The sequence below is a fragment of the Paenibacillus sp. DMB5 genome (assembly GCF_001517085.1).
In the GTDB taxonomy this organism is placed as follows: Bacteria; Bacillota; Bacilli; order Paenibacillales; family Paenibacillaceae; genus Paenibacillus_AQ.
Genome location: NZ_LRAC01000135.1, coordinates 42,100 through 67,109, shown reverse-complemented (window position 1 = coordinate 67,109; position 25,010 = coordinate 42,100). Strand labels below are relative to the sequence as shown.

The following is a 25,010-nucleotide window of genomic DNA, read 5'->3' as shown; positions in this document are numbered from 1 at the left end:
GGAAATTATAATGAATAAAACAATCGCACTGATCACTGGGGCAAGCAAGGGAATTGGTTTTGAGGTAGCCAGACAGCTGGGGGAGCAGGGGATAACGGTGCTTCTATCTGCTCGCACCAGAGCTGCGGCCGAGGAAGCGGCTGCTCAGCTCAAGGAGCAGGGCATTGAGGCGGTGGGCGTAGAGCTCGAAGTGACCGACAGCGCACATATTACTGCACTTGCCAAGTGGATCGGAGAACAGTACGGCAAACTGGATGTACTGGTGAACAATGCGGGAATCTGGGCGGAAGCGGCTGGAGCGGAGGAGGCTTTTGAGAATACCTTTGCGGTCAATACGTTTGCGCCGTACCACATTACTGAGGCTCTGCTGCCGCTCCTGCTAAAAAGTGAAGCAGGCAGAATTGTGAACCAGAGCAGCGCCCTGGGCTCCATCCAATTCCAGCTGAGCAATGAGCTGGCCCAGCGGATTGCTACGCCTGCTTACGCTGCCTCCAAAGCCGCGCTCAATATGCTAACTGTGTACTGGGCCAATAAATACAAGGATACCCCGCTGAAAATTAATACGGTGCATCCCGGACTGGTAAAAACCCGGATGGGCGGGGACAAGGCCGAGCTGACGCCTGAAGAAGGCGCCAAAACAGCCGTCCGTTACGCCACTCTGCCGGCGGATGGGCCAACCGGAGGTTTCTTCTACATGGAAGACCGGCTGCCTTGGTAAGCGGGGGGCCGAATATTATTTCATTATAAGCCGGGCAGCTACAATAATCAGGAAGACCGAAAGCAGCCGCAGCAGCAGCTTGGCCGGCAGGCGTTTGGCAAGCCGGGCGCCGAGCTGGCCGCCGATAATGGCGCCTGGAGCCAGGCACAGCACCATGATCCACTCGATATTTTGCAGATAGGCATGAGTAGAGGTGCTGACGATCGCCGACAGAAAGATCTGCAGCATCGACGTGGCGACGGCAATATGCGTGGAGAAGCCGAGCAGCAGCGTCATTGTCGGCACCATCAGGCTGCCGCCGCCTACGCCAAACAGGCTGGCCAGGAACCCGACAAAAAAGCTGATTATAACGCCGGTAGGCATATGATAAGCATACTCAAACCGGCTGCCTCCGGCATCCGTAAAGCTCCGCTTGACCGTTGGATTAAACGGCAGGGTCAGGGGCTTTTTGGGCTTGAACAGAAGCAGCAGCGCGATCAGAATCAGAAAAATACCGAAGCTGACAAAAAAGGCCCTGCCCTCCACCTGTTCAGAGAAGAGTGCCCCGATTACCGAACCCGGGATTGAGGCGGCTGCGAACCAGAGCGCTGCCTGATAATCGATTCTTTTTTGCCGGGCATATACATAAGTGCTGGAAATGGAATTGAACAGCAGCATGGCCATGGAAGTCCCGGCCAAATGGGCGGTTGGCATATCCGGATACATAAAGGCTAATGCAGGTACGACAATAAATCCGCCGCCCAGCCCGACCAGCGAGCCGGAAATGCCGGCAGCAAGTCCGAGAAGGAATAGAAGCAGGTAAGTTAGCACTCGGCAGTTCCCTTTCTTTTGTGAAGATACTCATTATTATACTTCCCGGATTTCCGCAAAAGTAATGATTATTCTTTTGTACCCGTTTTGGGGCAGGCAGAATACCCGGCTGCATATCTGAGAACCTGATAATTTGTATAGTTTTCCGTTCCTGCGGGTAATAACTAACAGCGCAACTATCCATGAACGGCAGGAAGGGAGCTGGTTCACCGTGAAACGGAAACTGCTTGTAACAGGAGCATCAGGCAGGATAGGCAATACCATTTATCAGGGGCTCAGGGCAGACGGCCGGTATGACGTTATTGGAGCGGACATTGAGGAGGATGCTGCACAAGGGATTGTTCAGATGGATATTGCCGATGAAGCACGGATGGCGGAGCTGACGCAGAATGTTGATACGGTGCTCCATTTTGCCTGGATCAAGGATGAAGAGGATTTTCTTGGCAAGGTGCTGCAGGGGAATGTGGCCGGAGCGTACAAGCTGTTTGAGGCTGCGGTGCAGAGCGGTGTAAAACGGATCGTCTTCGCCAGCTCCAATCATGCGACCGGATTCTATAAGACGGACGAGCAGGTGGACCCGTCCGACCCTTACCGGCCGGACAGCTTCTATGGCCTGAGCAAATGTTATATTGAGCTGCTCGGCAGGCTGTACGCTGACCAGGGTAAAATCTCCTCCTTCAACATCCGGATCGGCAATTTTCCGGGTGATGACCGGCCTCATTCGGAGCGTGCGGGCCATATCTGGATTTCGGAACGCGATATGCTCCAGCTGGTGATCTGCTGCATTGAAGCCAAGGAGGAAATGCAGTATCTGAACCTGTACGGGACGTCTGCCAACAGCGATAATTATTATGATATCGCTTACCTGGAGAAGCTGATCGGGTACAAGCCGCAGGATGACGGAGCCGAGCTGCTCCGGCAGGCCAGGGCGCAGGGCCGGGAAATACGCCAGGACGAAACCGTCTACCAGGGAGGACAAAAGGAATAAAGCAGGTTTAAGGGAAGGGGCTCCGCATGGCGGGGCCTCTTTTTTGCCGTGCCCGGCGGGCTGCCCGAAAGGGCAGGCAGACTCCGCCCCTTTGGACGATGGCAGCAGGCTGCCTGTTCTATAAGATAATGGAATAGAGAATGATTTAGCAAAGAGGAGACGATACTGATGGCAAAATTGAAACCAAGCTTAAGGAATTGACCGCAGATGCGGAGGTTGCTCCGGTTATAAGCAAAGAAGTGAAATGAAAGCGGCTGGAGGCAGCGGGGGATACCCGGTTTAGACTTCTTGGCTGAAAAATGGAGGTGTTATCCGGTGGTCCGTCTGTCAGTCGTCGTGCCGGTCTATAACGAAGAGAAAAACATACAGGAGCTCTACTTGAATGTTACCGAAGCATTAAGGGGAAATGTTGAAAGCTATGAGCTGGTGCTGGTGAATGACGGCAGCAAGGACCGGAGCTCCTTATTGCTGAATGAGCTGGCCCGGCTGGACCCGGCGGTAAAGGTCATTCATTTCAAGCGGAATTACGGGCAGACTGCCGCAATCTCAGCGGGAATCAAACATTCACGGGGCGAATTAATAGCCCTGCTGGATGCCGGCCTTCAGACCGATCCCCGGGATATTTTCAGGCTGATGCCTTTTATCGGAAAAATTGATTTTGTAAACGGAAGACGCACAGGCCGTACGGGTCCCAGACTGAAAAGAATATCCTCAAGGCTCGAAAACAGGATCTGCAACTGGATTACCGGCGAAGCGATTGCGGATACAGGCTGTCCCCTGAAGCTGTTTACCCGGGAGGTGGCCGACAGTCTGCATTTATACAACGGGATGCACCGTTTTTTGCCGGCTCTGGCCAGAATGAACGGATTCTCGGTCGTTGAAGTCACAGTAACGCATCAAAAAAGAAAACACGGCATCTCCGTATACAGTGTCCTAAGGAAATGCTTCACCGGTCTTATGGACGCCATGCTCATCGGCTGGCTCAAGAAAAAAGGAATCATGAATCATATCAAAGAAGGACATTGAGCAGGAGGCAGGAGACCGGCAACCCGGGAGGAATATAATATGGATACACTAAAGGGAACGGGGCGCTGAGAAGTTGATTGTTAAAATGACACATGCAACCATGGAGGATTACAACAAGCCGAATGAAGCATTTTCCGTTACAGGACGGATTCTTCTAAGGTATGAAAGCGGTGTGTGGACGTACACGGAAGAGACGCTGGCAGAACCTTATATGAAGCGTTATGCAGATGAGGTGCTTGATGCAGCATATATTGAAGAAGACGGTAAGGCCGTATTTTTATATTATGACGGTGCTGATTGTTCCGCGCGGATCAGGCTGCGCGCGAACTGGAACGGATATGCGATGGTTGAAGAGATCGGCGTAGTCAGCAGCAGGAGGCAGCAGGGAATCGGCAGCCGGCTTATGGACCGGGCCGTGGAGTGGGCACAGCAGCACAAGCTTGCCGGCCTGATGCTGGAAACACAGAATGTCAATGTTGCCGCATGCCGCTTTTATGCCCGATACGGTTTTATCATTGGTGGAGTGGATAATATGCTTTACTCCAATTTTCCGGCTGCCGCTGAGCAGGCAATTTTCTGGTATTATAAATTTTAAGTAAAAGTCTTGACTTTAAGATAAAAAGAGAGTAAATTGAGATCAAGGGATTATCTTAACTTAAAGATAATTTTCCGGCACATATCTTAAAGTTAAGATTCTTTAAATCATAATATGTATGAAAATGAACCTCTGAAATCACACTATCCTAAAAGGAGTCGGTTATAATGACTAATGCAGCAGCAAAGCAAACGATGGGGATTCACCATATTACAGCGATTGTCGGTCATCCGCAGGAGAACATGGATTTTTATGCGGGAGTGCTGGGCTTGCGTCTGGTTAAGCAGACCGTCAACTTTGATGATCCGGGCACGTATCATTTCTACTTCGGCAATGACGGCGGGAAGCCGGGGACGATCATTACCTTCTTCCCTTGGCCTGGAGCTTACAAAGGTAAAATCGGCGGCGGACAGGTTGGGGTAACGACTTACATTATACCGGTCGGGGCGATGAGCTTCTGGAAAGAGAGACTGGCCAAGTTCAAGGTTGCTTTTACAGAAATGGAACGGTTCGGCGAGCAGGTGCTTGAATTCGATGATCCGCACGGGCTGCATCTGGAGCTGGTGGAGCGGGAAGCCGGCGAGCAGAATAACTGGACCTTCGGAGGCGTTACCCCTGAAGCGGCAATCAAAGGCTTCGGCGGGGCCACGCTGCTGTCCACGGATCCGGAAGCAACAGCTGAACTGCTGGAGCAGGTGCTGGGTCTTACCTTTATCGGCCGGGAAAATGATATCGCACGCTACCGTTCTTTGGCTGACCTCGGAAATGTCATTGATCTCAAAATGACCGCTGTACAGCGCGGCGAAATGGGTGTCGGCACAGTCCATCATATCGCCTGGAGAGCGAAGGATGACCAGGATCAGCTGGAATGGCAGGACTATGTGCATGATCACGGATACGGTGTGACGCCTGTGCAGGACCGGAATTATTTTAACGCGATTTATTTCAGGGAGCATGGGGAGATTCTGTTTGAGATTGCTACAGATCCTCCGGGTTTTGCTCATGACGAAACGCCTGAAACCATGGGCTCGGAGCTGAAGCTGCCTGCCCAGTATGAGCCGCACAGAGAACAGATTGAGCAGGTTCTGCTGCCGTTCCAGATCAGAGAGCTCGACTAAATTCATTTACGAAAGGGATGATCGTGTGCTGAATATAGACCCGGCAGACAATACGGAGAGGGACAATTATAAGCTGCTTGTTGGCAGCATCATTCCGCGGCCGATTGCATTTGTAACGACGTTATCCCTGGGCGGGGTGCTGAACGGTGCCCCCTTCAGCTATTTCAATATCGTATCGTCGAATCCGCCGATGATCTCCTTATCCATCCAGCATGCGGCGGGCAAGCCGAAGGATACGGCACGGAACATCATGGAACGTCAGGAATTTGTCGTGCATATTGTGGACAGGGACAATGTGGAGCAGGTCAACATGACTGCAGCTCCCCTTGCACCGGATCAGAGCGAGGTTTCGCTCGCCGGACTCACGCCTGAGCCAAGCTCGGTGATCTCTGTGCCTGGAGTTAAGGAAGCGAAGGTAAGGATGGAATGCGTACTGGAGCGGGCAGTAGAATTCCCTGGCTTTGAGCTGCTGATCGGCAGAATCGTCCGGTTTCATATTGCCGAAGACATCTATGAGCAGGGCAGAATTGATCCGCTCAAGCTGGGGGCTGTCAGCCGCCTGGCCGGTAATCATTATGCCGGAATCGGGGAGATTTTTGAGATTGAGCGGCCTGTCTGAAGGATATGGCCCACGCGAAAAAGCCGGGAGATCCCGGCTTTTTCCTTGCCTGGCAGCAGACCGCCTCATGCTCAAGCTACTCCATAATATATCTCGGCAGCTCAACGATTACTGAGGTTCCTATCGTGAACTCACTCTCTATCTTGATCCGGCCGCCGTGCAGCCCGATGATCTCCTTGCAGATCGCCAGCCCCAGACCGCTGCCGGACTGGCGCGAGCGGCCCTTGAAGAATTTGGTGCCGAGCTTCTCCAGGTCAGCCGCTTCAATGCCTTCTCCGGTATCCGTTACCGTGACAATGATCAGCTCCTCCTGCACAGCGGCGGTAATGCTTACCGCTCCCTCGGCCGGAGTGAACTTAAAGGCATTGTCCAGCAGGTTGACGAACACCTGCTTCAGCCGGTTGAAATCCCCGTTGACCGGAAGCGGCTGATCGGGAATATCGGCATAGAGCCGGATCTGCTTCGTCTGACCGCGGTACCGGAACTGCAGCAGCAGGTCCTCCAGCAGCCCCCTGAGATCATACGGCTGCAGATCAACCGTAATCTCCCCGGCCTGGAACTTGGAGAAATCAAGCAGATCCTCCACCAGCCCGATCAGCCGGTCCGTTTCGCCGGTCATCACCTCGAGACCCTGCAGGGTCTCTTTTTTATCGGACAAATCACCCATAAGCAGCGTCTCGCCCCAGCCTTTAATGGAGGTCAGGGGAGTGCGCAGCTCATGCGTGACGGATGAGATGAAGTCGTATTTGATTTTTTCACTCTTGAGGATTTCCTCGGACATATAATTGAGCGTAACGGCAAGCGTTCCGATCTCGTCGTTATGCTGCTTCGCCGCCTTTGCCGAGAAATTGCCAGTCGCCATCTCTTTGGCAACCGAGGTCAGCTGCTGAATCGGCCCGACAATCCGTTTGGCAATAATCAGACTGAGCACAAAGCCGAACAGGATCACGAGCAGCCCGACCCACACCGCGTTCAGCACAATCGTGACAATGACATCGTATAGCGGCTCTGCCGATACGGAATACCGCAGCACACCGATATTGGTACCGGCCTCCTTGATCGGAACCGAGACGGCCATAATCCGTTCCCCGCCCACCGGGGTAAGACTCTGGTAAATCCCCTTGCCGCTGCTCAGTGCAGTCCTCACATCCGGTGTATCAATTCTCTCCGAGCTGGAGAAGCCGAACGAGTTAATAATGACATTCCCTTCAGTGTTAAGAACTTCGACCTTGCTGCTCTCTTCCGTTGAGAGGTTCTCCAGAATGTATCTTGCCCGCTCATTGATCGAATAGCCCTCCAGATACTTGTTGAAAAAGGTAGCGGAGGTCGTGGCCCGTGAAGACAGGGTCTCCATTGCACTGCCCAGGTAATAATAGTGGACAGCTACAATAAACACCCCTTCCAGCAGCAGGACGATCAGGAGCAGGACAAGCGTTATATAGGTAATGAGCCGTGCCCTGATCCCTCTCAGCAATGTTGTACCCTCCATAGATAGCCGAATCCCCACACCGTCTCCAGATATTGCGGCCCTGTGGCGCCCTGGCCGATTTTTTGGCGGATCCGGCTAATATTTACATCCACGATTTTGAGCTCTCCCATAAAATACTGCCCCCAGACCGAGGTCAGTATGTCATCGCGGTTAACCGCCTTATTGGGCTGCTCCATCAGCAGCTTAACAATAGAAAACTCAGTGGGGGTGAGCGCAATCTCCACTCCGTCTTTCAGCAGCTTCCGTTCATCGGGCATCAGGGTAAAAGGGGGCAGCTGGATGCTGTTTTCCTGCAGCACCGCCTCCCCGGGATACATGCGCCGGTACAGCGAGCGGACTCTGGCCAGCAGCTCAACCGGACTAAAGGGCTTGATTACGTAGTCGTCAGCCCCTGAATCCAGGCCCATCACCTTATCAATTTCCTGGCTTTTGGCGGTTAGCATAATGATGCCGAGCCGGGGGAATTCCCTGCGCAGCAATGCGCATACCTCAAACCCGCTGATTCCGGGAAGCATCAGGTCGAGAATGGCGATATCGAAATCCCGCTGTCCCCGCGCGGCGGCAAGCGCTGCTTCACCTGTAGCAGCTTCGGTAACCTCGAAGCCGGCCCGCCTCAGGTTCACCTGTAAAAATCGCGAATCGGCTTCTCGTCTTCCAGTACCAGCACTTTCATAGGCGACCTCCTAGTCAGTACATCGGCGGCTGCGGTGTGCCGGCCAGCCGCCGGACCTCCTCCAGCGTCAGCTTGAGCTGGTTATACTCCTGCATCCTGGTGCCGCTCAGCTTGCCGGCTGCATCTGCCGGTGGCAGTACAGCAACAAGCACGGTGGGGGCCGCAGCATCCTCTGTATTTTGCAGCTCATAGAGCACGGTATAAATACTGTTCTCCGCCTTCAGCTTCACTTCTGCGCTTTGCCATTCCTGTCTGGTCAGCAGCCGCAGCTCAAGCAGAACTGCCTGGGAATCTGAGCCGGCTTCCTTATAGCTGAACCGGATGTTTTTCCAGGGCTCGGGAGATTCTTCTGCAATTTCAAGGGCATATTTACCCTTCCAGCTCTGCGGAATATGGAAGTTGAAGCCCCATCTGTCGAACTGCTCTGACGTAAATTTCAAGCCGGACTGTCCGTCCCATTGATAATATTTGGTGATAAACGGAGTGGCAAGCGGGGCCATGCCCTCCAGTCCGGCAGGAGGTACCAGGAAGCCGACCTCCACTATGCCGTCGCCGTTCGCATCTATGCTGTACAGCGGATAATCCTTGATCACCATATTGCTCCCGCCAAGCTTGCTGTCAGCTGGGGGCTTCAGGGGAGTGAGCGTAATATCCCGGCTGTCCGCAAGCTCCCTGTGATGATAATCATCTGCTGCAAGTATATCAATAAATTGGTCATTTTCCCAAGTCAGAAGAGAGGTATAGGAAGAATGTGCGCCGATTGCCACATCCACGAACAGAGCGCTGATGCCCGGAGCCGCCCTGGCGAACTGGGCCTGAATGATAGCCCCGTCAAAAGCCTGATCGGTCAGGCTTTGCTGCTGCCCGCTTGCCAGCCGGAATAACTGCAGCCTTGCACTTGGCTGCATATCGGTGGTAAAGGTAGTCTGGAACAGGGCGACATCCGTTTGCCCGCTGCCGGTCAGGTCGCCTACCGCCAGATGATCATAAGGCTGCTTGAGGATCTCGGACATGGCGCCGTCCTTTAGGCTATAGACCGCCAGCTCTTTGCTGAGGCCTTTGCCGCCGCTGAAGCCCAGCAGTACATCCGGCTGCCCGTCTGCTGTGACGTCTACGAACTGCACGTAATCCAGCTCGCTGCCGACACCGGTTATGACAGTCAGCTTGTTCCATTCGCCGCTGGACTGCGACAGGACAAGGGTGTTGACTTCAAAATCGGTTTTGTCCGTTTTGTAGAAGGCGAGAATTTCATCCTTGCCGTCCTTGTCCAGATCCTGCAGCTGAATGGCGCTTCCCGACTCGGAATGGACGGGGACGGTCAGGTGGGAGCCTGCCGGAAGGAAGGATTTTACGATGCTGGTAATGGTTCCGTCGGCATTGCCCTGTGAAGGGGCGCGTAGCAGATCACTGGGTGTCTTGGGCGCACCGCAGCCTGATGTTATGAAAGTTAATAATAAAATGGACCCAAGGCCTAAAGCTGATTTATTCATAAGGGTATAATCTCCTTTGCGGTATCTGAGGCTAGTATATCCCAACCATCAGGCAAAGTAGTTGCAAAATGGTAAAGGTTGCGCTGTCTGCCAGGCAACCGGCTTGGTATGATTAAGTAATATAGCGGGTATGCGGATTAATAAGGACGGGGGAGAATGGGATGCGAAAATTTTTTGTGACAGATATTCATGGGGACCTGGAGGGACTGAAGCTGCTTCTCAAAAAGGCGGAGGTTGCGCCAGAAAAGGATCAGCTGGTGTTCGGGGGGGATATGATTAACCGGGGAGCGGATTCCGCCGGTGTTGTTAAGCTGATTAAACATCTGATGGGGCAGTACCCGGACAATGTTCATGCCGTGATTGGCAATCACGAAGAAATGATGGGCGATTATATGGTGCGCGGGGACAAGCTGTGGCTGAGTCACGGGGGGCGTGAGACGCTCAAAGGCTTCGCTGCCGAATTCCCCGATGAAGAGGTCCGGCAGGAGCATATGATATGGGCCTGTTCTTTGCCTTTGTATTATGACGACGACGAATATGTGTATACCCATGCCGGACTGAATCCCGGTCAGCCGCTGGATCAGCAGGAACGGGATATTCTGTGGATGAATGAGCATGATTTCTATCATCAGCCGCGGGCGGAGCTGCTTGCCTTAACAGGCGGAAAGCCCGTGATACACGGGCATACTCCGGTAGAGCGGATTTATTCGGACGGAGTCAGAATGAATTGCGATCTCGGCTCGAATACATACTCCGTGCTGGATGAACGGGCGCTTGGGCTGGTAAATCTGACGGAGATGACGTATCTCGTGTATAAGCAGGCTAAGCAGATCCTTGAGGAGCGGCGAATCGGACGGTATTAGGATGATTGACGAATTTAAAAAAATTCCGGCGTCGATTCTCTAATAACCGGCCTCGTGCTGATATGGCTGACCTGATAGGGCTGCTGCGGGCTTTCGATCCGGGAGAGCAGCATTTCGGCGGCCTTGATCCCCATTTCACTGCTGTAAATATGGACGGTGGTCAGATGAGGCTCGATGATGCACGCCTCGGGACCGTCATCGAACCCGCAGACGGCGACATCGCCCGGGATGGAATAGTTCGACTGCTTCAGGGCCTTCATCATATTAACGGCGATGTAGTCATTGGCACAAATAAACGCCGAGGGGAGCTTTGGCATAGCCTGTAATTTCCCGGCTGCCCATTCAGGTGTTGCGAAGAACAGACGGTCATCATCCAGGATACACTGCTCCTCTTGAAGAGGAATTCCTGCCGCCGTAAGGGCACGGTTGAAGCCTGCCCACCGTTCATTAAAGCTCATGCAATGATTGTAGTCCCCGATAAATCCGAGGGTTGTGTAACCGCCATCAATAAGCTTTTTGGTAAGATGATAAGTGCTGTGCTCGTTCTCCATCAGCAGAATATCCGCCTGGAATACCGGGTAGCATACATGTGCGGAGCAGTCGATAAAGATCGTCGGAACGCCGAGGTCCGTGATCAGCCTGCTGTATTCCAGATTGAACAGCTCGATACAAATGATACCGTCTACATTATCCACGTCAAAATTATTAGGGAGCGTCAGAGATTTCTGCTCGATTTCCCGTATGATGTGAATGGACAAATTGTAGCCCTCCGCACTGATGTGCTTCTCAAGGCCGCTGATCAGAGTTGAACCGAAGTGGGAGGTATTAGGCAGATTCTCCGTTAACAGCGCAATGTTCCGGGAGCTTTTCGGCAGGACATTCTCCGGCTCTATCAATGAAAACTGCTTATACTTTAACTCAATCGCCTTCTTGATGACCTTGTTTCTGGTTTCCTCAGGCAGGCCTTCTGTGCCGTTCAATGCTTTGGAGGCCGTATTTCTGGAGATGCCCAGCGCATCGGCGATATCCTGGATCGTTACTTTTCCCCGTGCCATATATGTAAGTTCACCTCTATATTAATGTTTCTCTTCGTCTACTCCATTAAATGTATAATAGTTTTCGCCAAATAGCAAATTAAATTTTACAAATGCACAAATTAGTTTACAAAATGAACGGAGTGTCTTAAGCGGAATTTTAATTTAGTCTGTCTTAATACTGTTTTTCGGCTTGAGAAGCGGAGTTTTTATAAAAATAATTAGCTTTTCTTGATTTTTGTCAAAAGAAATAAGGCAATATAGAACAAAATAGTAGTCAAATGAACAAATTATTTTTACAAAATGTATTGACTGATGGGTTTTCATTTGATAAATTGTAAAGGAACCAGAGGGCATTTGCACTGAAAAATGTAAGCCTTTCAACAGTGTCCCGGAGCTTTGAACTATAAATTATGTACATGAACGGAGGTAAAGGCATTGCAAAATTCAATAGAAGCGGATTCCCGGCGCGTGACGGCGGTGAGGAAGAGCTCCTTGCCGGAATATTTGAAGAAGCATTATTTCCTGTATCTCATGCTGGCACCGGCGCTGCTCCTGACCCTGATCTTTAAATACGGTCCTATGTATGGTGCGGTTATCGCCTTTAAGGATTTCAGCCCGATCAAAGGGATTCTGGGCAGTGAATGGGTGGGACTCTACAACTTTGAGAAATTCCTGTCTTCCCCAAACTTTGAGGTCATTTTTATGAATACGCTTAAATTGAGTTTTTTCGGCCTGATTCTAAGCTTTCCTGTGCCGATTCTGCTCGCCCTGATGCTTAATCAGGTCCGCCGCGCCGGAGTCAAAAAGAACATCCAGCTTTTCCTCTATGCCCCTAACTTTATATCGGTAGTGGTGGTTGTAGGGATGCTGTTCATCTTTCTGTCTCCGACAGGGCCGGTTAACCAGCTGTTCAGCTGGATAAACGGGGAACCGGTAATGTTCATGTCGCGTCCGGAATATTTCCGCTGGGTCTACATCCTTTCCGACATCTGGACGGGGGCGGGCTGGGCTTCCATCATCTATGTAGCGGCGCTTGCCAATGTAGACCCTGAGTTACATAACGCGGCCAATCTGGACGGTGCCAATCTGCTGCAAAGAATCCGGCATATTGACCTGCCGACCATCAGGCCTATTATGGCGATTGTCTTCATTCTTGCCGCAGGCGGCATCATGTCCATAGGCTTTGAGAAGGCTTATCTGATGCAGACAGCCACGAACCTGCCGACCTCCGAGATTATTCCGACCTATGTGTACAAAATCGGCCTGCAGTCGGGCGACTATGCTTACTCAGCTGCAGTGGGGCTGTTCAACTCACTTATCAACGTCATTCTGCTGATTACAGTGAACTTCACAGTGAAGAAGCTGAATGAGGGCGAAGGCCTCTATTAGGAAAGGAGCAACCAATCATGTTCGTTAAACATTCGCGGCTGGACCGCCTCATGCTTGCGCTGAACGCCGCTTTTTTGACACTGGCTGTGCTGGTGGTGATTCTGCCGCTCGTGTATGTGGTGATCGCCTCCTTCATGGACCCGTCGGTCCTGCTGAGCCGGGGGATTTCATTTAAGATTTCGGACTGGTCTACGGAAGGCTATAAGATGATCCTTACCAATCCCGCGATGCTGCGGGGATTTGCAAACGCTGTTTTTTATGCCTCTGCCTTTGCTTTTCTGACCGTAATGGTCTCTGTCTGTGCCGGGTATGCCTTGTCGGATGACCGCTTAAAGGGGAAGGGCTTATTTATGACGCTGTTCCTGTTCACGATGTTCTTCGGCGGCGGCCTTGTCCCGACTTATCTGCTGGTTAAAAATCTGGGGCTGCTGGATACGGTCTGGGCTGTCATCATCCCCGGAGCGGTCAATGTATGGAACATTATTTTGTCCAGAACCTTCTTCAAAGGGGTGCCGAAAGAACTGAAGGAGGCGTCCAATGTGGACGGGGCTTCGGAGATGAGGATTTTCTTCAGCATCGTATTGCCGCTCTCTAAACCGATCATCTTTGTGCTTGCGCTGTATGCCTTTGTCGGCCAGTGGAATTCGTACTTTGATGCCATGATCTATCTCGATAATCCGAATCTTCACCCGCTGCAGCTCGTTCTGCGCTCCATCCTGATCCAGAATCAGGTAGACCCCAGCATGATCAGTGATCAGCTGGCTGCAGCAGAAATGAAACGTTTGTCTGAAATCATCAAATATGCCGCGATCGTTGTCTCCAGCCTGCCGCTGATCATTATGTATCCGTTTTTCCAGAAGTACTTTGAGAAAGGTGTCATGGTCGGCTCCATTAAATAGGAAGCAGACTGCACATAGATAAGGTTCTTTTATTCATTTCATTTTACTTTGGAGGTCATATCCGATGAAAAGATCAAAAAGATCAAAGGTTTTGTCAAAAGCAGCTTCTGCCTCAGTCCTTGCTTCCTTCATGTTCCTTGCCGCATGCGGCGGAGGGGGCGGGGGAGATAACGCTGCCAGTGAAAAACAGGATCCAAACGGGAAAGTGACCCTGAACTTCATTACCCAAAGCTCCCCGCTGGCCCCGTCCGACCCGAATGACAAGCTGATCAATAAACGCCTCGAAGAAAAAACGAATGTGCATATCAACTGGAAAAACTTCACCAGAGATGTGTTTGTGGAAAAAAGAAACCTGGCCGTTGCCAGCGGCGATCTTCCTGATGCGATTTTTAATGCCGACTACAGTGACTATGAGCTGCTGAAGCTTGCCAAGGACGGCACCATCATTCCGCTCAATGATCTGATCGAGCAGAATATGCCTAACTTTAAAAAAGTGCTGGAAGAAGCCCCTGAATACAAAAGCATGATTACAGCCCCTGACGGCAACATCTACGCGTTTCCTTGGATCGAAGAGCTGGGGAACGGCAAAGAAAGAATCCAGGCGGTGGACAGTATGCCTTGGATAAACGTGGAATGGCTGAAGAAGCTGGGCCTCAAGATGCCGACAACGACGGAAGAATTGAAGCAGGTGCTGATTGCTTTTAAGACAAAGGATCCGAACGGCAACGGTCAGGCTGATGAAATTCCTCTGTCCTTCATTAATAAGCCGGGAGCGGAGGACTTAGCCTTCCTGTTTGGTTCTTTCGGACTCGGCGAGAATCCTGACCATGCGGTGGTAAGCAATGACGGCAAGGTGATCTTTACGGCTGCGCAAGAAGACTATAAAAATGCGGTATCGTATATCCACGAGCTGTATACAGAAGGCCTCATTGATATCGAAGCGTATACCCAAGACTGGAGTACTTACCTGGCTAAGGGGAAGGATCAGAAGTACGGCCTCTATTTCTCCTGGGATAAAGCGAACATCTCCGGAGCGAACGATGCTTATGAGGTTATGCAGCCACTGGCTGGACCTGACGGTGAAATCAACGTAACCCGTACGAACGGTCTCGGTCTTGGACGCGGCAAAATGGTCGTGACCAGCGCGAATAAAAACCTGGAAACCACGGCGAAGTGGGTGGATCAGCTGTATGACCCGATCCAGTCCGTACAGAACAACTGGGGAACCTACGGGGATGATACCCAGCAGAACATCTTCGAGTTTGATGAAGCCAAGGGGATGCTGAAGCATTTGCCGCTGAATGGGGCTGCTCCGGTTGAGCTGCGCGAGAAAACAAGCATCGGCGGACCGCTGGCGATTCTGGATTCCTACTATAATAAATATACAACCATGCCGGATGATGCCAAGGGCAGAATGGATATCATCAAGAACATCATGGCTCCAAAAATGAAGGCAGAAAACGTTATGCCGAGCGTATTCCACTCCATTGACGAGCTGGACCGCCTGACGACCATTGAAACCGACCTGTTCGCCTATGTGCTCAGAATGCGCACCGAATGGTACCAGAACGGCAAAATCGATGCAGAGTGGAATGATTATCTCAAAGAGCTGGACCGCCTCGGCCTGCAGGAATGGCTGAAGATCAAGCAGGGCGGCTACGACAGAGCAACGGGGAAGTAATATAAAAATAAAAATAAAGATTGAACTGGAATCTTGAGAAAAGGGAGCTGAGCCAGACCCTTTCTCTAAATTCCCGGTTCAATCTATCCGGGAGAAAAGGAGAAATCATATATGTCAGCAATTACAGAGCAAAACTACCGGGGAGCCTATCACTTTTCACCCCGGAAGAATTGGATGAATGATCCGAACGGGCTCGTCTACTTCGAGGGAGAATACCACTTGTTCTTCCAGCATCACCCGGACGGTATGAGTATGGGCGAGATGCACTGGGGCCATGCCGTCAGCAGGGATCTCATTAACTGGGAAGAGCTGCCGGTTGCGCTGGTGCCGGATGAACTGGGCATGATTTTCTCGGGAAGCGCCGTTGTGGACTGGAAGAATACGACGGGCTTTTTCGAAGATAAGCCGGGGCTTGTAGCGATCTTTACCCATCACCTGAATATGCCGGAAGGACAGCCGCCCGTTCAGTATCAGAGCATTGCGTACAGCAAGGATAACGGGAGAACCTGGATCAAATATGCCGGAAATCCGGTGCTGACCCACGACAGCTTCATAGATTCCGTGATCCCAAGGTGTTCTGGGATCATGATGCCAGCCGCTGGGTGATGATCGTGGCCTGCGGCCAGACAGTATGCCTGTACCACTCGCCTGACCTGATTCACTGGACCTTTGCCAGCGAATTCGGTGCCGGGATCGGCTCGCATGACGGAGTATGGGAGTGCCCGGATCTTTTCCCGCTGCCGGTTGATGGGGACAAGGATAACGTTAAATGGGTGATGCTTGTGAGCATTGGTGCTGATCCGGCCTTTGAGGAAGGCTCCAGAACACAGTATTTCACAGGCAGCTTCGACGGGACTGTATTCACGCCTGACGAAGCCTCGCAGCGCATCCGCTGGATGGATTACGGCAGGGATAATTATGCCGGAGTGAGCTGGTCCGATCTTCCCGAGGAAGATGGAAGACGCCTGTTTATCGGCTGGATGAGCAACTGGATGTATGCTCCGCAGACACCGACAGAAGGCTTCCGCGGAGCGATGACGATTCCCCGTGAGCTTTCACTGGAAACGAGAAACGGGGAGGCGATGCTCATCCAGAAGCCTGCTAAAGAGCTGGAAGCAGCGCGTATCCCTGTCCTGTCCCTTAAGAATGCTTCGGTGCAAGAAATTAATGCGGCCTGCGCCGGGCTTGAACTGGACGCCTACCTTATAGAGGCGAAGCTTCCGCGCGGTACGTCTGCCGGATTCCGCATAAAAGCAGGTGCCCAGGAGCAAACCGTTGCCGGGATTAATGCGCAGACGGAAGAATTGTACGTGGACCGCAGTGCTTCCGGGAAGGCTGATTTCCACAGTCTGTTCGCGGGGGTTCATTCTGCGAAGCTTGCGGCACCGGCTGAAGTCTATGATCTGAGTATTTATGTAGACCGTTCCTCGGTGGAGGTGTTCGCGGGCGGCGGTCAGGCGGTTATTACGGATCTTATTTACCCTGGGCCGTCCTCCGCCGGACTGGCTGCCTTTACAGAGCAGGAAGAGCAGGTGTTCCTGTCGCTGGAGCTTTATGAGCTGGCCTCATCTGCCGCAGCCGGCGGCAGGAAGTAAACGGGAGGTGCAGCTAACATGCGTATAGGAGCTATTGAAGCAGGCGGAACGAAATTTATCTGCGGCATCGGGGATGAGCACGGACGGATTGAGGATCAGATCAGCTTCCCGACCAGCCATCCGGATCAGACGATGCCCCAAGTAATCGAGTATTTCCGGGACAAAGGGGCAGAAGCCATCGGGATCGGGTCCTTTGGTCCGATTGATATCCGCCCGGATAGCCCGACCTATGGTTACGTTACGACCACGCCCAAGCCGGGATGGGCAAATTATGATCTGCTCGGGACCTTGAAGCAAGCCTTTCCGGTTCCGCTGGGCTGGGATACCGATGTTAATGCTGCGGCCTATGGTGAGGTGAAGTGGGGGGCGGCACAGGGACTGTCCAGCTGCCTGTACATTACCGTGGGTACAGGGATAGGTGTCGGTGTCTATGCCGGGGGGCAGCTGGTTCATGGTCTTGTGCATCCTGAAGGCGGGCATGTTCCGACGAGACGGCATCCGGAGGATCATTATCCCGGAAGATGCCCCTATCATGGAGACTGCCTCGAAGGAATGGCGGCAGGGCCAGCTATTGAAGCCAGATGGGGAGCAAAGGGTCCTGAGCTTCCTGCCGGGCACAAGGCATGGGAGATTGAAGCCTTCTACATTGCCGAGTCCGTAACCCAGGCTGTCCTGCTTCTCTCCCCGGAGAAAATCATACTCGGCGGAGGCGTTATGCAGCAGTCCCAGCTGTTCCCGCTGGTCCGGGAGGCCGTGAGCCGGAATCTTAACGGATATGTCAGTGCGGATGCTATTCTCACGCAAATGGAGGAGTATATTGTGGCTCCGGGTCTTGGCCAGCAGGCCGGATTATGCGGTGCGCTGGCCCTGGGTCTTGCAGCAATGGACAAAAACCTGAAGTAGTTCAATCTATTATTGATATAACAGCAGACAAGGCCGGAGTGATGCAGATGCAGCAAGCCGGCCTTGTGTTTCAATATGAGCTATCATTCACAGGAAAAGAGGTAGAAGGATGAACCGTAAAGCGAAATTAGGTCTGAATATTGTGCTGGCTGCGGGACTCATGTTCACTTCAGCAGGGATAATACCATTCCATTCTGAGACAGGCAGGGCTGAAGCGGCAGAGCCGACAGCAGGCCAAGGACCCGAGGGGGAGACGATGATTTTTGAAACCGCTACCAAACTAAATACTAATTTGACGGGATGGTACACAGCCGGAAAAGGCAGACAGGAGAACACAGCGGACGGACTTTTGCTGACATCGGACCAGCGGGAAAATGTGGCGGCTCTATCGCAGGCTTCCGCAGATGATTTTATTTATGAAGCGGATGTGATGATCAAGGAGGGGCAGCCCGATGCCTCGCTGCTGTTCCGCGCAAGCGGTGACGGGAAACAGGCCTATATGCTGCAGATTGTGCCGCAAGCCGGTGTGATCCGTTTAAGGGATGCGGCAAATGGAGCCGGCAGCCTGCAGGAGGAACGCCAGGTTCCTCTGGTCCAGGGTGAAATCTATCATCTGAAGGTGAAGGCCCAGGGCTCCTCTCTGAAAGTGTATTGGGGGAACCAATATATGCCGGTAATCGATATTGAGGACAATACCTATTCCTCCGGCCAGCTCGGGCTCCACGTCTGGGATGGTGCTGCATTGTTCCAGAACATCCTGGTGAGTGATCTGCAGGGGAATCTCGGGTCTGTGCTGACCAGCAAAGGCCATTGGCAGCCGGATCTGAAAGGTAAAAAAGGATCTTCCGGCAATCAGGGCAAAGCGCTGCTGCTCTATGACAGGTCTGCCGCCGATTTCGTGTATGAAGGACAGATATCCCTTCCTTCGGATGGCACTGCGGGCCTAGCTTTCCGCTCCTCCGCGGACGGCTCGGACGGATACGAGGCGGCTCTGGTTAAGACAGGCAATCAACTTCGTGTCCGTTTAACCAAACCGGACGGGACGATCATAGCAACCTCAAGCCGTACTTATCCTGGTCAAGCGGGTGCGAAGCATGCGCTGGAGGTGCAGGCAAAGGGGAGTCGGATTCAGATTTTTGTGGATGGCTATACTCCGGCGGCAATAGATGTCACTGACAGCTCATATGTATCCGGGAACTCGGGGCTGGTCGTAAACAGCGGAACTGCCTATTTTCAGCATACTTATGTTACTGATTTCGCCAGCTATAATAATGAAAAATACCGGCCGCAGTACCATTACACCCCGATGCGCGGTTCCGTCAGTGATCCGAACGGGCTGGTCTATTTTGCCGGGGAATATCATCTGTTCCATCAGGACGGGGGAACCTGGGCGCATGCAGTCAGTACAGATATGCTAAATTGGAAGCGCCTCCCGATTGCCCTCCCGTGGAATGATTACGGGCATGTCTGGTCCGGGTCTGCCGTAGCCGATCTGGATAACTCCTCGGGTTTGTTTGGGGATTCGGGCGGCCAGGGGCTGCTCGCCTACTATACCTCCTACAATCCGGATGCCCCCAACGGCAACCAGCGGATTGGTCTGGCCTACAGCAAGGATAAGGGACGTACCTGGGAGTATTCCAAAGAACGTCCAATAGTGATAGAGAATCCAGGGAAGAACGGGGGGGACCCCGGGGGCTGGGATTTCCGTGATCCCAAGGTAGTGCGCGATGAGGCCAATAACCGCTGGGTGATGGTCGTCTCGGGGGGCGATCATATCCGCTTTTTTACCTCAACAATCTGCTCGACTGGACGTTAACCGATAATTGGGGGTACGGGAGCTATATCCGCGGAGGGGTATGGGAATGCCCGGATCTATTCCCGCTTACGGTGCAGGGGACCTCAGAAAAGAAGTGGGTGCTGATGATCAGCACAGGAGCGAATCCGGCAACGGGCGGATCGGATGCGGAATATTTTGTGGGGAGTCTGACCGCAGAAGGGAAATTCGTGAATGATAATCCGGCCGGAACTGTGCTGAGAACCGATTTTGGCAAGGAGTTCTATGCGTCCATGTCCTTTTCGGATATGCAGGATGGACGGAGAGTGATGCTGGCGTGGATGTCGAACTGGGATTATCCGTTTGCCTTTCCGACAACGGGCTGGAAGGGGGAGCTGACGGTTCCGAGAGAAGTTACACTGATCCGGACAGGTGAAGGGCTCCGGCTGGTGCAGAGTCCGGTTAAAGAGCTGGAATCGCTGCGCAGCCCGCTTTATTCGGCCTCCGGAAAGATCGTATCCCCTTCTTCCCAGAATCTGCTGAAGGGCGTTACTGCCGGAGCGTACGAACTGGAAGCCGAAGTGGAGATACCCGCCGGCAGCAGTGTGTCGGAATTCGGATTTAATGTGCGTGAGGGGAATGGCGGGAAAACGGTTGTTGGTTATAAGCCTGCTGCGGGCACGGTGTTTGTCGATCGCTCCCTTTCCGGGGCGACGGATTTCTCCAGCCTGTTCAGCACCAGACATGAGACGCAGGCGGCAGCGGAGAACGGACGGATCAAGCTGCGTATCCTGGTAGATGAATCCTCGGTCGAGGTGTTTGTGAACGGCGGGAAGTCTGTATTCTCGGATGTCATTTTCCCGGACCCGGCCAGCCGGGGAATGAGCTTTTATACCAAGGGCGGCAATGTAAAGGTGGTTTCATTAAAGGCTTACAAGCTGGCTTCGGTATGGAATAGCGGGGCGGATCTCTCCACCCGGATCATGATGGATACCAGCGAACGTGAACTGAGTACCGGTCAAAGTGTGACTCTGCAGGCCGCGGTAGAAAACGGACCCGGCAACGGTGCAAATCCGCTGAAATGGGCATCAAGCAATTCCGGGGTTATAGCGATACAGCAGAACGGTCATTCCGGGGCGGTGATTAAGGCGGTAAAAGCAGGCACAGCTGTTATTACGGCAGCCACCCCGAATGGAAAAGCAACTGCAAGTGTCCGTGTGCAGGTCTTTGGAGGGGAATTCCGGACCAGCCTCAGCGGCTGGACGAAGGATCTGTCCATGGCCTCGTGGCTGGCAGGTGAAGACGGCATCCGCGGAAGCTACTCCGGCGATGCCCAGTATATTGCCGCAGAACAGGCGGGAAATTTCACCTATGAAGCTGACATGAAGCTTGGCACTGCCGGGGGAGCAGGCTCTCTTCTGTTTAGGGCAAGCGCGGACGGTCGCAGCGGTTATTATCTGAATCTGGACCCCAATATGAAGTCGTTTCGCTTATTTTACAAGATCGGCGGGCGCTTTGAAGAACGGCAAGTGCTGGCCAGGGTGCCGGCCTTCATTCAGCCGGACCGGGTATACCGGTTAAAGATACAAGCGGACGGCCCTCATATTACAGTATACCTGGACGGGCAGAAGCTAATGGATGTGCAGGACGGTACCTTTGCCGAGGGGCATTTCGGCCTGCATGTATTCGGGGGAACTGCTTCGTATCAGAATGTAAATGTGAGCGAGGCTGTACCAGCGAAGCTGCAGGCTTCAAGCCTGGTAAACGAGGCCTCACGGAAATCGCTGTATACGGATAGTCTGACGAACGGTGAACCCGTAACGGTTAAAGCGGCGGATGAAGCGTCAGACCAGAAATGGATATTTGTGCCGACCGGCGATGAAGCAGGCTCTTATTCCATCCGTACAGCCTCCGGCCAGGCTCTTGATTTGAACACGGGACAGAATGTGATCCAGCTCTATTCCTATCTGGGTTATAATAATCAGCGATGGATTCTGCAAAGGAATGAGGACGGCTCGGTTGCCATCCTGTCGGTCCACAATCATCTGGCGCTGACGGTTTCGGCAGACGGATCAGTTGTGAGCCTTGCAGCTCCGCAGGCTGGTGCAGCAGACCAGAAATGGCAACTGGGCTTCTGAACCGCTAATAGGAGGTCTTTGGGCCAAACCCTTTTATAGAAATAAAGCAGTCCCGGTGCAGATTCATTGCACCGGGACTGCTTGTATGTTGAGGCTATCTGACAATAACAAAGTCGGTAGTTCCTTTAGATCTGCCGTCCGTCCTCTCCTTTAAGCTCCTTGCGCAGCAGGTAAGCTTCGGCATAGGTAATCATAGCCTGGATAAAAATAAACAGCAGCTGATTCATCAGGGTCGTCTCGGCTGTGATAATAAGGACAACGGTGATAAACCCGGTCAGCAGCGCCAGTAAAATTAGTCCCATGGAGGGTTTACGGCTGGTACTTGGTCTAAACACATTCAACAGCGTAATAAATACACCCTGAGCCAAAAAACAGTTTGCAATCAAAGTGAAATTATCCCACATTCTGGATTCAAGCTCTGTGCCGAAAATATTAATAAGGATAAGGGCTACGATTAGCGCGAAGAGTGAGATACCATCCTTTTTAGCAAGCATGGCACAACATCCTTTCATAGCAGTTTGTTATCCATTATTACCCAAGGCTCTGCTGAATCAAGCAAGGACTAAGCACTCTGCACCGCTGCCTTCACCGGATAGATTTTTGTAAATAAGAAGCGGGCAAGCGGACCGACAATCAGCAACTGCAGCGGCAGGGCGCAGATGAAATTAAGACCAAGGATGGTCAGATAGTGACGCAGAAAGTTGTCTCCGAAACCGTAGTGTGCTAGTGTGCCATATAGGGACATGCAGATAACCATGCCGCAGACCATAAAGGATGAAATGGTTAATACTTTTTTGATCACGGGGTCGGACGGCTTAAGCAGCTTGAACGCCAGCCCCTTGGCGATTTTGCTGACGACGAAAATGTCCAGCACGAGTGCGACTGCCAGCGCCGGCAGCAAGCCTGCTGCAACCTGAATAAACACTTCGCTTGTTGCGCCGACCGATATGATTACATTATAAAAGCTCATTCCCACAACCATCAGGAAGCACGTCATGCTGGTGAAGACCAGTGCTTCTTTTTTGTTTCTGCCCATTGTTCAAACTCCCTTAGCTTTAGGTTTTTATGCTCCACTCATATTAGCAGTGGGTCGATTATTGTCAACTTGGTTGACAATAATCCCGAAGAATGTTCAAACTGAAATAGTATTCTGATAACTGGAGGCCTTTTGTGATGAAGGAATATATCCGTGGATTAAATCTGATTGATCTGGTCAGTGAAAAACATAAAGTATTGCGTGAAAAAGTGAGTGCAGGCAGCGGTGATCCGCTTAACCATACAGAGACGCATATTCTGGCTAAGCTTGAGCTGCACGGAAGGCTGTCCATCTCAGACATTAGCCGCAGGATCAGCATATCCCGCCAGGGGGCGCAGAAAGTGGTTAATTCCCTGCTGGAGCAGGGCTATGTCGAAACCGTCCAGGTGGAGGGAAACAGCCGTGACAAATACATCTCCCTGACCGCCGGCGGGCTGGAGGTGTGCCGCAGAATGCTGGAGATCAAGCAAAAGATCGAGCAGGAGATTGCCGCCAAAATCGGCGCGGAACAGGTGAAGCTGCTGAAGCAGCTGCTGGCGGAGGACTGGCTGTAGTGAGACCTGAAAGGTACAGGTGTCAAAAGAAAAGAAAAGTATGAGACTGACAAGGTTTTACTAATTGTGTTAAAATATAACCCAAATAATACCAGGTGTGATGATATGAACTTCTATGTGAATTATCAACGGACAGGCGCATTAAATGATCAGAGGCGAATGAACGGAGATGATAAAATCTGAAGTTATTTATTGAATGGCTAAACCGCAATCGGATCATTCGATGCAAAGCCTGTAACACTGAGGTTAATATTTATGCATATTGCTCCAATAAATCGCAGATTTTGTACTGCTGTGCATGTAATGAATATTATATTAGAGCCGACGATAGCTCACTCATATTTAAGTATGAAGTTCCCAATGGGCTTTTAAAGATATGGGAGATGGAACCTTATAATAGTTATTATAAAGGTGTTCCTATTAGTGAAGCATATGAGCCTAAATGGATTAAATTTCTCCGTAGATTATTTTAACGGACAGGATACATAAGTGATGTTATAGAACCAGATTGTGAATTTCTCGTTATACTTTTTAATGAGTATCAGAACTTTTCTGGTTCTGTAAAAACCGGATTTGCTACAATTGAGATTCACCAACAAGTTGAAAAAGCATCTGGACATACTTCATCCTAGCCTTAGGTCTGGTACAACTCCATTCCATAGACTGTTTTGAGCCTTCTCTTCATCACGTATAATGATGATAATTGAAAAAACGTGAGAGGAAGGACAGGGAAAATGAATGATAAAGTGTATACTAGGCCGATTGGAGTGCTTGAGTCCATACAAGTTCCTGTAGAATCACAATCTAAACCACGCAAACGTGGGGGAAGTCCCAAGACGTATCGGAGTATTTTGTATTTCTTAATATCATTGCCGATCACGATTGTCTATTTCGTGTTTATGGTGACAGGGCTAGCGTTATCCATTGGATTAACACCAATTTTCATCGGCATTCCCTTGTTTTTTGCAGTAGCTAAGGGATTAGATTACATCGTAAAATTTGAACAAGAGCTAGTGAGATCATTGCTCGATATTCCTAGATCGACCGAGGAACACAGATCAGATAGGCAGATGGAGGTAGCAGGCTTCCTTCAACGAATAAAGTTGGGCTTTCATGGTGCGGATTTTGCACGTAACATTATGTTGATTATGGGGCGGTTTGTTTCCAGTATTGTCTTCTTTTCACTTACGGTAGCGATGGTAGCGACTGCATTGAGTCTGATTACACTACCAGTGCTACATCAGATTTTTCTGCAAACGATGGATTTGAACATTCTTGAGAATAGTGTGTTTGCTTTGTTTAATATCCAGTGGACATTACCTCAACAGTACATTTCTTATCTTGTAGTTGGATTGGTCGTTGCCGTGATCGCATCTTGGGCGATTCGGTTGCTTATGGATGTGCAGCGTAGAATGCTGCTTGTACCCTACGAGGAAGTACAACAGTATTAATAGTAATGAAGAGGGTTGTCCCTGAAGCCATGAAATGGTTATCTGGGACAGCTCACTTTTTTAGTGCGCACATTATGTGCTATCTCTTGCATTAAAGTCCCGAATGGGAAGGCAGTTTCACAGTTTGCGTCAAGAGTCCAGTACTCTCACCTGTGCATCAAACC

The 25,010-nt window shown here is 51.5% G+C and carries 21 protein-coding genes and 2 pseudogenes; 16 read left to right on the top strand and 7 right to left on the bottom strand.

What is annotated here, in order from left to right; translation table 11 throughout:
- Positions 1-10: 10 nt before the first annotated feature.
- Entirely contained in the window at positions 11-718 is a 708-nt protein-coding gene (locus tag AWJ19_RS21100; RefSeq protein ID WP_068726777.1) for an SDR family oxidoreductase, read from the top strand.
- A gap of 15 nt (positions 719-733) precedes the next feature.
- Here AWJ19_RS21100 and AWJ19_RS21095 read toward each other — a convergent pair whose 3' ends face one another.
- A complete protein-coding gene (locus tag AWJ19_RS21095; RefSeq protein ID WP_068726775.1) occupies positions 734-1,528 on the bottom strand; it encodes a sulfite exporter TauE/SafE family protein in 795 nt (264 codons plus the stop codon).
- Between the two features lie 211 nt (positions 1,529-1,739).
- Here AWJ19_RS21095 and AWJ19_RS21090 point away from each other — a divergent pair, with 211 nt between their 5' ends.
- From AWJ19_RS21090 to AWJ19_RS21070, 5 genes are all read left to right on the top strand, one after another.
- Positions 1,740-2,516, top strand: a complete 777-nt coding sequence (locus AWJ19_RS21090) for an NAD(P)-dependent oxidoreductase (RefSeq protein WP_068726773.1) — start codon at positions 1,740-1,742, stop codon at positions 2,514-2,516.
- 315 nt (positions 2,517-2,831) lie between these two features.
- Complete coding sequence (locus AWJ19_RS21085; RefSeq protein WP_068726772.1) at positions 2,832-3,542, top strand: glycosyltransferase family 2 protein; 711 nt, start codon at positions 2,832-2,834, stop codon at positions 3,540-3,542.
- 73 nt (positions 3,543-3,615) lie between these two features.
- Positions 3,616-4,137, top strand: a complete 522-nt coding sequence (locus AWJ19_RS21080) for a GNAT family N-acetyltransferase (RefSeq protein ID WP_068726770.1) — start codon at positions 3,616-3,618, stop codon at positions 4,135-4,137.
- A 167-nt stretch (positions 4,138-4,304) separates the two neighbouring features.
- On the top strand, positions 4,305-5,255 hold the full coding sequence (locus AWJ19_RS21075; protein WP_068726768.1) for a ring-cleaving dioxygenase: 951 nt from the start codon (positions 4,305-4,307) through the stop codon (positions 5,253-5,255).
- Positions 5,256-5,280: 25 nt separating this feature from the next.
- Positions 5,281-5,874, top strand: a complete 594-nt coding sequence (locus AWJ19_RS21070) for a flavin reductase family protein (protein WP_068726766.1) — start codon at positions 5,281-5,283, stop codon at positions 5,872-5,874.
- A 76-nt stretch (positions 5,875-5,950) separates the two neighbouring features.
- Here the strand turns inward: AWJ19_RS21070 and AWJ19_RS21065 are convergent, their stop codons facing one another.
- The 3 genes and pseudogenes from AWJ19_RS21065 to AWJ19_RS21055 all read right to left on the bottom strand — a co-directional run bounded on the left by AWJ19_RS21065 (position 5,951) and on the right by AWJ19_RS21055 (position 9,526).
- A complete protein-coding gene (locus AWJ19_RS21065; protein WP_347231136.1) occupies positions 5,951-7,348 on the bottom strand; it encodes an ATP-binding protein in 1,398 nt (465 codons plus the stop codon).
- Positions 7,342-8,036, bottom strand: a pseudogene (locus AWJ19_RS21060) (response regulator transcription factor). Before AWJ19_RS21060 ends, AWJ19_RS21065 begins: the two are co-directional and overlap by 7 nt.
- A 14-nt stretch (positions 8,037-8,050) precedes the next feature.
- A complete protein-coding gene (locus tag AWJ19_RS21055) occupies positions 8,051-9,526 on the bottom strand; it encodes a VCBS repeat-containing protein (RefSeq protein ID WP_068726763.1) in 1,476 nt (491 codons plus the stop codon).
- Between the two features lie 161 nt (positions 9,527-9,687).
- Between AWJ19_RS21055 and AWJ19_RS21050 the strand changes: the two genes are divergently transcribed.
- Entirely contained in the window at positions 9,688-10,389 is a 702-nt protein-coding gene (locus tag AWJ19_RS21050; RefSeq protein WP_068726761.1) for a metallophosphoesterase family protein, read from the top strand.
- Between the two features lie 14 nt (positions 10,390-10,403).
- Here AWJ19_RS21050 and AWJ19_RS21045 read toward each other — a convergent pair whose 3' ends face one another.
- Positions 10,404-11,444 carry a LacI family DNA-binding transcriptional regulator gene (locus AWJ19_RS21045; protein ID WP_068726759.1) on the bottom strand — a complete coding sequence of 347 codons (1,041 nt, stop codon included), beginning with the start codon at positions 11,442-11,444 and terminating at the stop codon, positions 10,404-10,406.
- Between the two features lie 513 nt (positions 11,445-11,957).
- Between AWJ19_RS21045 and AWJ19_RS21040 the strand changes: the two genes are divergently transcribed.
- From AWJ19_RS21040 to AWJ19_RS37655, 7 genes and pseudogenes are all read left to right on the top strand, one after another.
- Entirely contained in the window at positions 11,958-12,815 is an 858-nt protein-coding gene (locus AWJ19_RS21040; protein WP_082708028.1) for an ABC transporter permease subunit, read from the top strand.
- A gap of 17 nt (positions 12,816-12,832) precedes the next feature.
- Positions 12,833-13,714, top strand: a complete 882-nt coding sequence (locus AWJ19_RS21035; RefSeq protein ID WP_068726758.1) for a carbohydrate ABC transporter permease — start codon at positions 12,833-12,835, stop codon at positions 13,712-13,714.
- A 64-nt stretch (positions 13,715-13,778) separates the two neighbouring features.
- Positions 13,779-15,395, top strand: coding sequence for an ABC transporter substrate-binding protein (locus tag AWJ19_RS21030; RefSeq protein WP_068726756.1), 1,617 nt, complete (start codon positions 13,779-13,781; stop codon positions 15,393-15,395).
- Positions 15,396-15,506: 111 nt separating this feature from the next.
- Positions 15,507-16,990 (top strand): annotated as a pseudogene (locus tag AWJ19_RS21025) (glycoside hydrolase family 32 protein).
- 18 nt (positions 16,991-17,008) lie between these two features.
- Positions 17,009-17,893: an ROK family protein gene (locus tag AWJ19_RS21020; protein ID WP_068726754.1), complete on the top strand. Its 885-nt coding sequence runs from the start codon at positions 17,009-17,011 to the stop codon at positions 17,891-17,893.
- A gap of 109 nt (positions 17,894-18,002) precedes the next feature.
- Positions 18,003-19,709 carry a family 16 glycoside hydrolase gene (locus tag AWJ19_RS37660; RefSeq protein WP_347231135.1) on the top strand — a complete coding sequence of 569 codons (1,707 nt, stop codon included), beginning with the start codon at positions 18,003-18,005 and terminating at the stop codon, positions 19,707-19,709.
- On the top strand, positions 19,637-21,805 hold the full coding sequence (locus AWJ19_RS37655) for a GH32 C-terminal domain-containing protein (RefSeq protein ID WP_347231137.1): 2,169 nt from the start codon (positions 19,637-19,639) through the stop codon (positions 21,803-21,805). The genes AWJ19_RS37660 and AWJ19_RS37655 overlap by 73 nt, the downstream gene beginning before the upstream one ends.
- Before the next feature lie 125 nt (positions 21,806-21,930).
- Here the strand turns inward: AWJ19_RS37655 and AWJ19_RS21010 are convergent, their stop codons facing one another.
- Together AWJ19_RS21010 and AWJ19_RS21005 are read right to left on the bottom strand one after the other, a co-directional pair.
- On the bottom strand, positions 21,931-22,299 hold the full coding sequence (locus AWJ19_RS21010; protein ID WP_068726753.1) for a hypothetical protein: 369 nt from the start codon (positions 22,297-22,299) through the stop codon (positions 21,931-21,933).
- A 68-nt stretch (positions 22,300-22,367) separates the two neighbouring features.
- Positions 22,368-22,841, bottom strand: a complete 474-nt coding sequence (locus AWJ19_RS21005; protein ID WP_068726751.1) for a DUF2798 domain-containing protein — start codon at positions 22,839-22,841, stop codon at positions 22,368-22,370.
- Positions 22,842-22,978: 137 nt separating this feature from the next.
- Between AWJ19_RS21005 and AWJ19_RS21000 the strand changes: the two genes are divergently transcribed.
- Complete coding sequence (locus AWJ19_RS21000; RefSeq protein ID WP_068726749.1) at positions 22,979-23,395, top strand: MarR family transcriptional regulator; 417 nt, start codon at positions 22,979-22,981, stop codon at positions 23,393-23,395.
- Between the two features lie 734 nt (positions 23,396-24,129).
- On the top strand, positions 24,130-24,846 hold the full coding sequence (locus tag AWJ19_RS20995) for a sensor domain-containing protein (protein ID WP_068726748.1): 717 nt from the start codon (positions 24,130-24,132) through the stop codon (positions 24,844-24,846).
- Positions 24,847-25,010: the final 164 nt, after the last annotated feature.